The organism is Kitasatospora sp. NPDC059648, from assembly GCF_042734825.1.
Lineage (GTDB): Bacteria > Actinomycetota > Actinomycetes > Streptomycetales > Streptomycetaceae > Kitasatospora.
Genome location: NZ_JBHWDU010000062.1, coordinates 20,446 through 32,996, shown reverse-complemented (window position 1 = coordinate 32,996; position 12,551 = coordinate 20,446). Strand labels below are relative to the sequence as shown.

The following is a 12,551-nucleotide window of genomic DNA, read 5'->3' as shown; positions in this document are numbered from 1 at the left end:
TACGTAGACGGGGCCGCTGCGCCAAACACGGCCCCGGCGCCCTCAGTCGCCGTCCAGCCCTTCCCGCAGCTTCCGCAGGGTGCGGCTCAGCAGCCGGGAGACGTGCATCTGGGAGAGCCCGAGGCGGGCCCCGATCTGGGACTGCGTCATGTCCTCGCAGAAGCGCATGGAGAGAATGAGTCGCTCCCGCTCCGGCAGCGCGGCCACCAGCGGCTTGAGCGCCACCAGGTCCTCGACCCGGGACAGGCGCTGGTCCTCCTCGCCGAGGCGGTCGGCCAGCGGGCCGGGGCCGTCCTCGTCGTCCGCGCCACCGAGGTCCAGCGAGCCCGCGGTGTGCCCGTTGGCGGCGGTCAGCCCCTCGACGACCTCCTCGACGGAGAGCGAGAGGTGCTCGGCGAGTTCGGCCGGGGTGGGGGCGCGGTCGAGGTCCTGCGCGAGCTTCTCCGTCGCCCTGGCCAGGACGATGCGCAGCTCCTGGAGCCGACGGGGCACGTGCACGGCCCAGGTGGTGTCGCGGAAGTGGCGCCGCAGTTCGCCGAGGACGGTCGGCATGGCGAAGGTGGTGAACTCCACGCCGAGATCCGGGTCGAACCGGTCGATGGCCTTGACCAGGCCGACCGCGCCCACCTGGAGGAGGTCCTCCTTCGGTTCGCGGTGCGAGGTGAAGCGGCGGATCGCGAACCTCACGAGGGAGAGGTTCATCTCCACCAGGGTGTTGCGGACGTACGAGTACTCCCTCGTACCTTCCTCCAGCCTGGCGAGGCGGCGCAGCAGGACGGCGGTGAGTTCCCGAGCGTCGGCGGGCGCCATCTCCCGGAGGTCCGCGCCCCGGGGCAGATCGGCCGGTAGCAGATCGGCCCCGGGCGGATCGGCCCGGCGCGGATCGGCCTGGCGCGGATCGGCCGGGAGCGGCTCCCGTGTCCTCCCGCCCGAGGCGGTTGCGGGGACGAGCAGTTCACCGGTGGGCGTGGGCATCCGAATCCTTTCCCGTGACGGCGCGACGGGTGCCCTGCTACCCCGGGTCGGCGGATCGATGCAGCCGCATGCCGTGAAGTTTTCGTGAAGCCCGCCCCGCGCCGGGTCCGCCGCCACTGCGGCCCCTCCGACCTGCCGGGAGCCGTTTCCGGTGGTGCGGGCGCTGCGGTAGCCTCCGTGACGGTACCCACCGCACCCGACCCACGACCGGATCCACCCGGTCGGGCCCGGTGATGCCCACGACCCGGATGCGGGCCCCGGCCCGGCGTTCTACGGAGGCGACGTTCGATGGCTGGCCCGACCACGTCCAACGGCTCGCAGCACCGCCCGGCGATCGGGCCGGACACAGCGCTGGGCAACGAGCCCGAACTGCGGCAACTGCTGGCCGGTCTCACGGCCGTCCGGGACGGCGACTTCAGCACCAAACTGCCCGACGACGCGCACGGCTTGCTCGGCGAGATCGCCTCGGTGTTCAACGGCATGGTCGACCAGCTGTCGCACTTCACCTCCGAGGTGACGCGCGTCGCGCGGGAGGTCGGCACCGACGGCCGGCTCGGCGGCCAGGCCCAGGTCCCCGGGGTTTCCGGCACCTGGGCGGACCTCACCGACTCGGTCAACGCGATGGCCGGCAACCTGACCTGGCAGGTGCGCGGGATCGCCCAGGTCACCACGGCGGTGGCGCGCGGCGACCTCACCCAGAAGATCGAGGTCGACGCCCGGGGCGAGATCCTGGAGCTCAAGAACACCGTCAACACGATGGTCGACCAACTGTCCTCGTTCGCCGGGGAGGTGACCCGGGTGGCCCGCGAGGTCGGCACCGAGGGCATCCTCGGCGGCCAGGCGCGGGTCGTCGGCGTCTCGGGCACCTGGCGCGACCTCACCGACTCGGTCAACTCCATGGCCGGCAACCTCACCGGCCAGGTCCGCGCGATCGCCCAGGTCGCCACCGCGGTCGCCGAGGGCGACCTGTCGCAGAAGATCACCGTCACCGCCCGGGGCGAGATCCTGGAGCTGAAGGAGACCATCAACACGATGGTCGACCAGCTCTCCTCGTTCGCCGACGAGGTGACCCGGGTCGCCCGCGAGGTCGGCACCGAGGGCCGCCTCGGCGGCCAGGCCAAGGTCGAGGGCGTCTCGGGCACGTGGAAGCGGCTGACCGAGAACGTCAACGAGCTGGCCGGCAACCTGACCCGGCAGGTCCGGGCGATCGCCGAGGTCACCAGCGCCGTCGCGGCCGGCGACCTCACCCGCTCGATCACGGTGGACGCCTCCGGCGAGGTCGCCGACCTCAAGGACAACATCAACTTCATGGTGGAGTCGCTGCGCGAGACGACCCGCGCCAACGAGGAACAGGACTGGCTGAAGACCAACCTGGCCCGCTTCTCCGCGCTGATGCAGGGCCGGCGCGACCTCGGGGTGGTCGCGGAGTCGGTGATGGACGAACTGGCCCCGCTGGTCCGCGCGCAGTGCGGCGCCTTCTACCTCGCCGAGGACAGCCCGGACGGGACGGTGCTCCAACTCGTCGGCTCCTACGCGTTCCCCGACGGCGAGCGCCCCACCCGCTTCCGCCTGGGCGAGTCGTTCGTCGGCCAGGCCGCGCGCAGTCGCCGCACCATCGCCGTCGACGCCCTGCCGCCCGGCTACCTCTCCGCCTCCTCCGGACTCGGCCGCACCGACTCGCTGTCCCTGCTGGTGCTGCCGATCGTCGTCGAGGACCAGGTCCTCGGCGTCATCGAGCTGGCCTCCGTCAAGCCGTTCACCCAGGTCCACCGGGACTTCCTGGACCAGCTGATGGAGACCATCGGCGTCAACGTCAACACCATCATCGCCAACGCGCGCACCGACGAGCTGCTCGGCGAATCGCAGCGGCTCGCCGCCGAGCTCCAGGCCCGCTCCGAGGAGCTCCAGGCCCGGCAGGAGGAACTCCAGTTCTCCAACGCCGAGTTGGAGGACAAGGCGGAACTGCTCGCCACGCAGAACCGCGACATCGAGACCAAGAACCTGGAGATCGAACAGGCCCGCCAGGAACTGGAGGAGCGCGCGCACCAGCTCTCCCTCGCCTCGAAGTACAAGTCGGAGTTCCTGGCCAACATGAGCCACGAACTGCGCACGCCGCTCAACAGCCTGCTCATCCTGGCCCAGCTGCTCGCCCAGAACCCCACCAGGAACCTGACCGCCAAGCAGGTCGAGTACGCCGGCATCATCCACTCCGCCGGCTCCGACCTGCTCCAGCTCATCAACGACATCCTCGACCTGTCCAAGGTCGAGGCCGGCAAGATGGACCTGAGCATCGACGCGGTACCGCTGCACGCGCTGCTCGACTACGTCGAGGCCACCTTCCGCCCGATGACCGGGCAGAAGAACCTCGCCTTCGCCGTACGGACGGCACCCGGGGTCCCCGGCGAACTCCTCACCGACGACTACCGGTTGCGCCAGGTGCTGCGCAACCTGCTGTCCAACGCCGTCAAGTTCACCGAGCACGGCCGGGTCGAGCTGCGCATCGAGCCCGCCGTCGAGGCCGAACTGCCCGACGGCATAAGGCGCGGCGGCCCGGTGCTCGCCTTCCGGGTGACCGACACCGGCATCGGGATCGCGCCCCAGCACCTGGAGACCGTCTTCGGCGCCTTCCAGCAGGCCGACGGAACCACCAGCCGCAAGTACGGCGGCACCGGCCTCGGACTGTCCATCAGCCGCGAGATCGCCTTCCTGCTCGGCGGTGCCATCACGGTCGAGAGCACCCTCGGCCGGGGCACCGTCTTCACCCTCTACCTCCCCGTCGAGCACTCCGAGGTCGCCGGGAGCGAACTCCCGCCCGCGGCCGGGGCGCCGGCCGGCGACGCCGCCGGGTCCTCCTCCGCGGAGCAGCCCGTCGATCCCGCCGACCACCCCACCGCCGAACGGCCACGGCGGCTCCTCGTCGTCGAGAGCCGGCCCAACGGTCTGCTGACCCTCGTCGCGGAGAACGCCGTCGCCGACCTCGCCCGCTACTCCGCGGGGCACCGGCAGGTCGAGATCGTCACCGCCGTCGGCGCCCAGGAGGCCGCCACCGCACTCGCCACCGCGCCGTGCCACTGCGTCGTCCTGGAACTCGACCTGCCGGACGGCACGGCCGGCACGCTCCTGGCCGACATGGAGGGCGACCCTGCCCTGCACACCGTCCCCGTGCTGGCGCACAACAACCGGGGCGTCACCGGCGAACGCGCGGACTCCGTCTCCCGGCCGGGCGAGCGGCCGCTGGAACTCATCGCCAGCCTCGACGAGTTGCGCGAGCGGATCGCCCTCCACATGAGCGCCGACCGCCCCGGCGGGGCGCTCCCACCGGGGCGCGGCACGGACCGGGTGCCCTCCTGGAGCCCCGACGCCGAACCGGCGCTCGCCGGCCGCACGGCCCTCGTGGTGGACGACGACGACCGCAACCTGTACGCGATCACCAGCATCCTGGAGCTCCACGGCATGCGGGTCCTCCAGGCCGAGAACGGACGCGCCGCGCTGGAGTCGCTCACCGCCCACCCCGGAATCGACGTCATCCTGATGGACGTGATGATGCCCGAGATGGACGGGTACACGGCCACTGCGGCGATCCGCGCGATGCCCGAGCACGCGGGCCTGCCGATCATCGCGGTGACCGCCAAGGCGATGATCGGCGACCGGGAGAAGAGCCTGGCCGCGGGCGCGAGCGACTACATCACCAAACCGGTCGACGCCGACGAGGTGATCAGCCGGATCACGCACCACCTCACGCGGTAACCGCGGACCGGAGCAGCAGCCCAGACCCCAGGAGCCAGCACCGTGCAGCACCCCGACGAGCAACTCGCCAAGGGCCGCCCGTCCGCGGCCGGACCGGCCGCCGGCGCCCCCAGGGTCGGGGCGCAGCGCGGCGCGGCCGGTCCGGAGGCGCCTGCCGCGGAACCGGACCGCACGGCCACGGCGGTGGGCCGGCTCGCCAGTACGGTGGAGCGCCTGCGCCGGGAGCTGGACCAGGCGCAGGCGGACTCGGCGGGGCGGGGCGTGCTGGAGATGGCCGTCGGCGTGCTGGTGGAGCGCCTGCGGTGCGGTCCCACCGAGGCCGCCCGGCAGTTGGAGGGACTCGCCGAGCAGGCGGGGGTGACGACGCTGGCCCTGGCCGCCGACCTGCTCAACCAGGCCTCGGCGGACCACATCTCGGCGCTCGCCCGGGAGTTCGTCGCCGGGGCCGCGGGCTGCTCCGACGAGGCGGCCCGGACCTCCGGGGCCGGCCGGCCCGGCGGGGCGCGGGTGCGCCCCGGTGCGGCGGCCAGGAGCGCGGATCCGGTCGCCCTGCGGCTGCGCAGCACCGAAGCGGACACGATAGCGGGAGGCGACGCCGCGACGGCGGCCCGCTCCATGCTGGAGCACGCCCTTCGCCCGCTCGGCGTGGCGGCGGTGGCCATCTGGGCCGCCCACCCCGACCTCTCGCTGTCCCTCGCGGGCAGCGCCGGTTTCCAGCCGGAGGAGGCCCGCCGCTGGCGCCACGTGCCGCCCGGGGTCCCGACGCCGGCCCGCCGGGCGCTGGACGACCGTACGGCGGTCGGCTACCACGTGCTCGCCGACGCCTCGCTGCCCTCCATCGGCCAGCACGACGTCCGCGGCGGGCGGTTGGCCGTTCCGGCCGGTGTCGGCGGCCGGCTGATCGGCGTGCTGGAGATCTGCTGGCGCGAGGCGCTGCCCGAGCAGTCCCAGCCGCTGCAACGGCAGTTCGAGGCACTCGCGGAGGTGGCCGCCGCCACCCTGGAGTCCTGGGAGCCGCGGGAGTTCCCCGCGGCCGACCCGGCCGACGCCCGGTTCGACGAGCTGCGGCAGCTCGCGGACGGCCTCTTCGACCCCTGCCTGGTGCTCCGGGTGGCACCGGAGGACGGCGAGGTGCCGCCGCGGTTCGTGGTCCGGCACGTGAACCCGTCCTTCGTCGACTTCGCCGGCCGGCCCACGGGCGCGATCGTGGGCGCCCGGCTGCTGGAGGCGTACCCGCTCGCGGCCGAGCCGGGGGGCCTCGCCGAGAAGGTCGAGCACGTCTTCGCCACCGGGGAGCCGTTCCGGACGGCGGACATGCGGCTCGCCGCCCTGGTCGACGGGGTGCCGCTGACCACCCGGGCGCAGGTGAGCATCAGCCGGCACGGCCCGCACCTGGTGGTCGTCTGGCGGCTGGACGACGGCACGCCGAGGGTCGCCCGGCTGCTCCAGCACGCGCAGCGCCTCGGCCGGATCGGCGGCTTCGAGGAGAACCTGCGCACGCGCCAGATCGTCTGGAACGACAGCCTGTTCGAGCTGCACGGGCTGCCGCCCACCGCGCAGCCGATCTCCATCGACCAGCTGGCGGAGCACGCCCACCCGGACGACCTGCACACCATCGGCCGGTTCCTGCGCACCCTGCTGCACCACCGCCGGCCGGCCTCCACCGCCTTCCGGCTGCAGCGCCCCGACGGCGTCACCCGGCACATCCGCGTCGTGGCGGAGCCGGTGCGCGATCCGCAGAGCGGGCTGCGCCTGGTGCGCGGCGCCTACCAGGACATCTCCGCCCAGCACTGGACGGAGGTCGCGCTGGCCGCCACCCGCGACCAGTTGGCCCAGAGCGAGCAGCAGGCCGCCGAGCGCAGCCGCCTCGCCCTCCAGCTCCAGCACGCCATCATGCCGCCCGCCCGGGGCCCGCTGGACCTGCACGACCTGCACGTGGCCGTGCGCTACCGCCCGGCCGAGAAGGACCACCTGGTCGGCGGCGACTGGTACGACGCGCTCGAGCTGCCGACCGGCGACGTCCTGCTGTGCGTCGGCGACGTCGCCGGCCACGGCATCGAGGCCGCTACCGGCATGGTCGCGCTGCGCAACGCGCTGCGCGGCCTGGCCGCCACCGGCGCCGGACCGGGCCAACTGCTCAGCTGGCTCAACAGCGTCACCCACCACCTGACCGACAACGTCACGGCCACCGCGGTCTGCGGACTGTACGAACCGGCGACCCGCCGGCTCCGCTGGGCCCGAGCGGGCCACCCGCCGCCGGTCCTGCTGCGCGAGGGCCGGGCGAGAACCCTTCCGCAGGTGGGCGGCATCCTTCTCGGCGCGCTGGACCAGGCGGACTACGAGGAGGACGAGTTCGTCCTGGAGACCGGCGACACGCTGGTGATGTACACCGACGGCCTGATCGAGCGCCGCGACGAGTCCCTCCAGGCCTCCCTGACCCACCTGACGGCGCTCGCCGAACGGGCCCACCACGACGCGGCCGTCCGCGCCCACGGCCTCGAAGGGCAGCTGGACCACCTGCTGCAGTACAGCAGCGCCGACACCGACGACGACACCTGCCTGGTCGGCGTGGCGGTCCGCCGACCGGGCGAGTGAGTCCGGCGGCCGTCCGGCGCCCTCGCACAGGACTCGGTTCCGTGTTCACAGGCGGTGCCGGATAGCCTGACGGGACCATCGGGCAGCCGAACCCGCCCGATCGACGAAGGCCGCGGGGTGAACCCGCTCGGATGGAGAACGATGTCCACTCTTCACGACTGCTCCGACCCGGTGGAGCGTGCCGCCGGGCTGCGCGAGGCCGGCGCCGCGCTGCGGCGCGGTGAGCTCGTCGTCCTGCCCACCGACACCGTGTACGGCGTCGGCGCCGACGCCTTCGATCCCGAGGCGGTCGCCCGGCTCCTGCGGGCCAAGGGACGCGGCCGGAACATGCCCTCGCCGGTCCTGGTCGGCTCCCCCGGCGACCTCGACGACCTGGTCGACGGGCTGCCCCGGTACGCGCACGAGTTGATGTCGGCGTTCTGGCCCGGCGGCCTCACCCTGGTCGCCCGGCACAAGCCCTCGATCACCTGGGACCTCGGGGACACCGGAGGAACGGTGGCCGTGCGGATGCCCGACCACCCCGTCGCCCTCGAACTCCTGCGGCAGACCGGCCCGCTGGCCGTGTCCAGCGCCAACCTGACCGGCCGGCCGTCCCCGCAGGACTGCCGGGCCGCCCGGGACATGCTCGGCGACGCGGCCGCCGTCTACCTCGACGCCGGGCCCACCCCGGCCGCCGTACCGTCGTCGATCGTGAACCTCACCGGCCCGACGCCGGTCCTCGCCCGGGCCGGCGCGATCGGCATCGAGCGGCTGCGCGAGGTCGCACCCGACCTGCGGGAACGCTGACCAGAAGCACGGGGGCCGTGCCCCGGCCCCGGCCACGGGCTGGGGCGTCGGCACCGCTCGGCGAGTCGTCCGGCCGTGCCCGGCGGGGCATCGTCCCCGGCGCGCGGCGGCTGCCGTCGGTCTTCGACACGAGCGGCTACCCGAAGCCTCCGGGAGCACGCCCTCGCCCGGGCGGCGTCCGTGGCCGGTGGTTCCGCTGGGCCTCCTTGACGCTGGTGTAGACGGCGAACAGGCCCGTGGTCCCGGTCAGGTCCAGGACCCGCAGGGTCCGCTCCGAGGGGGCCACCAGGACGAAGGGGACGTTGTCCGCCATGGCACGCCGCCTGGTGGTCAGGAGCAGGTTGAGGCCGGTGGAGGTGAAAAGCTCCACTTCTGCCAGATCGACGGCGAACAGGTCCGGACGCTGGTCGAGAGCGGCGTTCAAGGCCCGGGCGGCAACGGGTTCGCTGTCGAGGGTCATGTCCCCGGCGAACCCGCACACCAGTGCGTCGCCGACCCGCACGGTCTCCGACCTCAGGAGGGGCAGCACGGTTCGCCCCTCACACCGGAGGAACCGGTTGGAGGGGCACCCGGACCGCGTCGGCGTCGCCGACCGCGCTGTCCGGCGCCGGACACGGCGTGGCGATGCGCTCAAGGTCCGCCCACAGGTCCAGGGCCCGCTCGCGCAGTCCCACCACGGTGCGGCTGCCCGCCTCGACCGCACTGAGGTAGGCGTCTATGCCGGTCACCGCGTGGTACACCTGCCGGCGCAGCGGCTCCACCCGCCCCGCGTCCTCGCCGTCCTCGCAGGGCGAGCCGACCCGCTGGGCCAGCAGAAGCCTGAGCCGCTCCAGACCTTCCCTGCTCATGGGATCCACGTGCACCATCTCCAGACGAGGGCTGCCGCGCGGACCGCCGGGACGATTCGCGTGCCATCTCCACTGTTCGCCGATCCGCCGGACATGTCAACCAATACACGAATCACCTGTCGTGTTTCGCCAGCCGTGAAACACGAGTCCTATCGTGGAACCATGAACGACGCGACGGCGGCCGAGCGGCAGTGGACCTTCCTGACCAACCACGCCCGGGTCCTGGTCCAGATCGCCCGCGACCCCGGCATCCGGGTACGCGACATCGCCACCCGCTGCCTGCTCACCGAACGCGCCGTCCAGCGCATCATCACCGACCTCGAACAGGCCGGATACCTCAGCCACGAACGCCGTGGCCGCACCAACCACTACAGCGTCCTGGCGAGCAAGCAACTGCGCCATCCCGCCGACGCCGGCCCCACCGTCGCCGAACTCCTCGCCACCCTCCTGCAGGCCCCTCGCGACGGACAGCACCACGCGGTTCCCGCCGTGCAGGAACCTCCCTCGGCCTCGGCGCGCCCGGCCTGAGACGCCGTCGCGGCGTACGGCTGGACTCCTACTCGAAGTAGCGGCGCTCTTCGACCGGTTCGTCGGCTTCCACCCGGCGGACCAGGCGTCGGCGGCGGAACACGTTCACGTAGGTGATCAGCCCCAGAAGGCCTGCGGCCATGAGGATCCAGCCCACCGTGTGCAGGTTGACTCCGTTCACGTGCCAGTCGGTCGCGAAGACCATGATGGCGCCGAGGGCGAACAAAATGATGCAGCCACCGATACCCATGCCGTCTCTCCTCGTCCGTCGGTCGGTCTGCTCCTCGGGTGCCCTGAATCCGGGCTTGGATGTCGGCGGCGACGAGATTCCGCAGCGGTTCCAGGCGGTGCCTCCCGCTTGATCAGGACCGGTTCGAGCAGGATCTCGACCCGGGGGAGGCATCCGGAACGCCCTGGATGACGGACTCCCGCGTCATGCCGGCTGCCGCCGAACCACCGTCAGCACTCGGCCCGGGCTCCAGGTTGCGGTCGGCCATGCGAAGGGCATGCCAGGTGGAGCGGGAGGCCGACGGGCATGCCCCGGCCCGGTCGGGGCAGACGAGTGCCGTCATCGGCCGGCGGAGACCGCCCTGAACGGTGCCCGCCTCCGGGACGGTGCACCGGCCGCGCTTCACACCGGCCCCGGCCCCCGTACACCCGAGGAGGCACGGCTCATGGGCTTGCTCGACAGGCTCGACGACTACCAGCGCAGGCACCACCGGGTCGGTCTCGTGCTCGCGGTGGTCTACAAGTTCATCGACGACCAGGGAACCTACCTGGCCGCGCTGATCACCTACTACGGCTTCCTCTCGGTCTTCCCCCTGCTGCTGCTCCTGGTCACGGCGCTCGGCTTCGCGCTCCACGGCGACACCCAGCTCCAACAGCAGATCCTGCACTCCGCGCTGGGCCGGTTCCCGGTGATAGGCGATCAGATCGCGACCAACGTCCACTCCCTCCAGGGCAACGGCCTCGCCCTCGGCATCGGCATCGCCGGCAGCCTCTACGGTGCTTCCGGGGTGGCACAGGCCATCCAGAACGCCTTCGACACCGTATGGGCCGTCCCCCAGCACCGTCGCCGCAACGCCGTGGCGGCCAGGGCCCGCGGCCTGCCGCTGCTGGGACTGCTGGCCGCCGCGGTCGGCACCTCCGGTGCACTCGCAACCGTCAGCGCCACGGCGGACGTCGGCGCCGCATCGCTGAACGCGGTCCTGCGGGCCGGCGCCGGGCCGCTGGCGATCGTGGTGGACGGCGGCCTCCTGCTGCTCGCGTTCAAACTCCTGATCGCCCGCGACCTGCACGTGCGTCGACTGTGGCCCGAGGCACTCGGAGCCGCGTCCGTCTGGCAGCTCCTGCTGTCGGCCGGCACCTACTACGTCGGCCACGTGCTGAGGGGAACGACCGCGACCTACGGCCTGTTCGGCATCGTGCTGGGGCTGATGGCATGGCTCTACCTCGCCGCTCTCACCCTCGTCGCCTGCGCGGAGAGCACGGTCGTACGGCACCTGCGGCTGTGGCCCCGCGGTATTGCCACCCCCTTCGTCGACGACCCGCACCTGACGTCCGCGGACCGCCGCGCCTACACCTCCTACGCGACCGCGGCCGCCTACACGGCCCGCGAGGAGGTCAGCGTCGAGTTCCGCGAGCCCGCCGGCGGCGCGAACGCGCTCCGTTCCCCGCTTCGCCCGGATGAGAAGGACTGTCCACGATGATCACGGTCCTCGAAGACCGCACCGCCCGACGAGCAGCCCTGAGGGGCGCCGGCTCCGTCCTGCTGGCCACCGCGCTCGCCACCGTCGCCGCCGGAGCCCTTGCTCACCGCCGTCCGCGGCCCGGGCTCGGCCCCGGTGACGTCCTGGCCGGCGCCGCACTCGGTGCGGGAACCGCGGCGCTCACCCTGCGCTGGTGGCCCCGCCGCGACGACCGGCCCGCCGGCACCTCCGCTCAACGGACGGACGCCCCGGCGCTGCCCACCGGCGCCGGCCTCCAGGTCGTCCTCAACGCGGGCTCGGGTTCCGGGGCGTTCCTCGGCGCCGCGCCGGAGGAGACCCTCGAGGCCCTGCGCGCGGAACTTCCCGACGCGGGCATCCAGGTGTGCAGGGACGGCGACGACCTGGCGGTGATGCTGGACCGGGCCGCCGCCTTGGCGGTCAGGACGAACGGGGCGCTCGGCATCTGCGGCGGCGACGGAAGCGTGAACCTGGCGGCCTCGACCGCGGCCAGGGAGGGCCTGCCCCTCGCGGTGTTCCCGGGCGGCACGCTCAACCACTTCGCCACGGACCTGGGGGCCCTCACCGTCGGCTCCACCGCCGAGGCGGTGCGCACCGGGAGTGCGTGCGCCGTCGACCTCGGCCTGGTCGTCGGCGAGGGGAGCCGGCCGTTCGTCAACACCTTCAGCCTCGGGATCTACCCGGAGCTCGTGAGGACCCGTGAGGGCCTGGAGAAGCGCCTGGGGAAGTGGCCCGCCCTGGCCGTCGCGCTCGTCCGGGTCCTGGCCACCGCCGAACCGGTGCGGGTGGAGGTCTCCGGCGTGCCGAGGAACCTCTGGCTGCTCTTCGCCGGCAACGGCCGTTACCGCCCGTCCGGCTTCGCTCCGACCCGTCGGACGCAGCTGGACGACGGCCTGCTGGACGTCCGCGCCGTGGACGGCGGCCGCCGGTTCGCCCGTACCCGGCTCGTGCTGGCGTTCCTGACCGGGAACCTGGCCACGTCCCCCGTGTACCGGGAGGCGCGGCTGACCGCCCTCGACCTGGGACGCCTTGAGGGCGTCGAACACCTCGCCGTGGACGGCGAAGCCGTTCCGGCACCCGCCCGGCTGCGCGTGGCCAAGGCACCCGCCGGGCTGACGGTCTACCGGCCGGAACCCGACTGGCCGTGGCCCGGACCGGTCGAGGCGTCGGCGGCACGGCGGACGCCTCCTGCGCCCCCCTGGCTCGACGGCTCGGTGACCGTGACGGGGAGCCCGGCCGGGCCGGGTGGCGCGGGTGCGGGCCCCCGGGCGCGGCCGGCGGGGCGCACCGTCGGGGGTTTCAGGCGGGGGGTGTGGCGGGGGGGCAGCACGCGGGGGGAGCGCGG

At 73.3% G+C, this 12,551-nt stretch carries 10 protein-coding genes; 6 read left to right on the top strand and 4 right to left on the bottom strand.

The genetic code is table 11. The features are described 5' to 3' along the window. Positions 1–42: 42 nt before the first annotated feature. The gene (locus tag ACFV1W_RS28795) at positions 43–975 is read right to left on the bottom strand and encodes an RNA polymerase sigma factor SigF (protein ID WP_380420162.1); all 933 of its coding nucleotides are present in this window, start codon (positions 973–975) and stop codon (positions 43–45) included. A 288-nt stretch (positions 976–1,263) separates the two neighbouring features. Here ACFV1W_RS28795 and ACFV1W_RS28790 point away from each other — a divergent pair, with 288 nt between their 5' ends. The 3 genes from ACFV1W_RS28790 (at position 1,264) to ACFV1W_RS28780 (ending at position 8,103) form a co-directional block, all read left to right on the top strand. Beyond that, complete coding sequence (locus tag ACFV1W_RS28790) at positions 1,264–4,722, top strand: HAMP domain-containing protein (RefSeq protein WP_380420161.1); 3,459 nt, start codon at positions 1,264–1,266, stop codon at positions 4,720–4,722. 42 nt (positions 4,723–4,764) lie between these two features. After that, on the top strand, positions 4,765–7,317 hold the full coding sequence (locus tag ACFV1W_RS28785; protein ID WP_380420160.1) for a SpoIIE family protein phosphatase: 2,553 nt from the start codon (positions 4,765–4,767) through the stop codon (positions 7,315–7,317). A gap of 141 nt (positions 7,318–7,458) precedes the next feature. Continuing rightward, positions 7,459–8,103, top strand: a complete 645-nt coding sequence (locus tag ACFV1W_RS28780) for an L-threonylcarbamoyladenylate synthase (protein ID WP_380420159.1) — start codon at positions 7,459–7,461, stop codon at positions 8,101–8,103. A 136-nt stretch (positions 8,104–8,239) separates the two neighbouring features. Here ACFV1W_RS28780 and ACFV1W_RS28775 read toward each other — a convergent pair whose 3' ends face one another. Both ACFV1W_RS28775 and ACFV1W_RS28770 read right to left on the bottom strand, forming a co-directional pair. After that, the gene (locus tag ACFV1W_RS28775; RefSeq protein WP_380420158.1) at positions 8,240–8,632 is read right to left on the bottom strand and encodes an STAS domain-containing protein; all 393 of its coding nucleotides are present in this window, start codon (positions 8,630–8,632) and stop codon (positions 8,240–8,242) included. A gap of 10 nt (positions 8,633–8,642) precedes the next feature. Continuing rightward, complete coding sequence (locus ACFV1W_RS28770) at positions 8,643–8,951, bottom strand: hypothetical protein (protein WP_380420157.1); 309 nt, start codon at positions 8,949–8,951, stop codon at positions 8,643–8,645. A 162-nt stretch (positions 8,952–9,113) separates the two neighbouring features. On the opposite strand from ACFV1W_RS28770, the gene ACFV1W_RS28765 reads away from it, so the two are divergent. Beyond that, on the top strand, positions 9,114–9,479 hold the full coding sequence (locus ACFV1W_RS28765) for a helix-turn-helix transcriptional regulator (protein ID WP_380420156.1): 366 nt from the start codon (positions 9,114–9,116) through the stop codon (positions 9,477–9,479). A gap of 28 nt (positions 9,480–9,507) precedes the next feature. Here the strand turns inward: ACFV1W_RS28765 and ACFV1W_RS28760 are convergent, their stop codons facing one another. Further along, complete coding sequence (locus ACFV1W_RS28760; protein WP_380420155.1) at positions 9,508–9,729, bottom strand: DUF6458 family protein; 222 nt, start codon at positions 9,727–9,729, stop codon at positions 9,508–9,510. A gap of 424 nt (positions 9,730–10,153) precedes the next feature. Here ACFV1W_RS28760 and ACFV1W_RS28755 point away from each other — a divergent pair, with 424 nt between their 5' ends. Both ACFV1W_RS28755 and ACFV1W_RS28750 read left to right on the top strand, forming a co-directional pair. Further along, entirely contained in the window at positions 10,154–11,188 is a 1,035-nt protein-coding gene (locus tag ACFV1W_RS28755; RefSeq protein ID WP_380420154.1) for a YihY/virulence factor BrkB family protein, read from the top strand. Next, a partial coding sequence (locus tag ACFV1W_RS28750; protein WP_380420153.1) for a diacylglycerol/lipid kinase family protein occupies positions 11,185–12,551 on the top strand: 1,367 nt, incomplete at its 3' end. The genes ACFV1W_RS28755 and ACFV1W_RS28750, both read left to right, overlap by 4 nt.

Bases quoted from the DNA above. Each gene is read 5' to 3' on its own strand.
- ACFV1W_RS28755 (WP_380420154.1), top strand. From the start codon at position 10,154: ATGGGCTTGCTCGACAGGCTCGACGACTACCAGCGCAGGCACCACCGG.
- ACFV1W_RS28765 (WP_380420156.1), top strand. From the start codon at position 9,114: ATGAACGACGCGACGGCGGCCGAGCGGCAGTGGACCTTCCTGACCAAC.
- ACFV1W_RS28760 (WP_380420155.1), bottom strand. From the start codon at position 9,729: ATGGGTATCGGTGGCTGCATCATTTTGTTCGCCCTCGGCGCCATCATG.
- ACFV1W_RS28795 (WP_380420162.1), bottom strand. From the start codon at position 975: ATGCCCACGCCCACCGGTGAACTGCTCGTCCCCGCAACCGCCTCGGGC.
- ACFV1W_RS28790 (WP_380420161.1), top strand. From the start codon at position 1,264: ATGGCTGGCCCGACCACGTCCAACGGCTCGCAGCACCGCCCGGCGATC.
- ACFV1W_RS28780 (WP_380420159.1), top strand. From the start codon at position 7,459: ATGTCCACTCTTCACGACTGCTCCGACCCGGTGGAGCGTGCCGCCGGG.
- ACFV1W_RS28770 (WP_380420157.1), bottom strand. From the start codon at position 8,951: ATGAGCAGGGAAGGTCTGGAGCGGCTCAGGCTTCTGCTGGCCCAGCGG.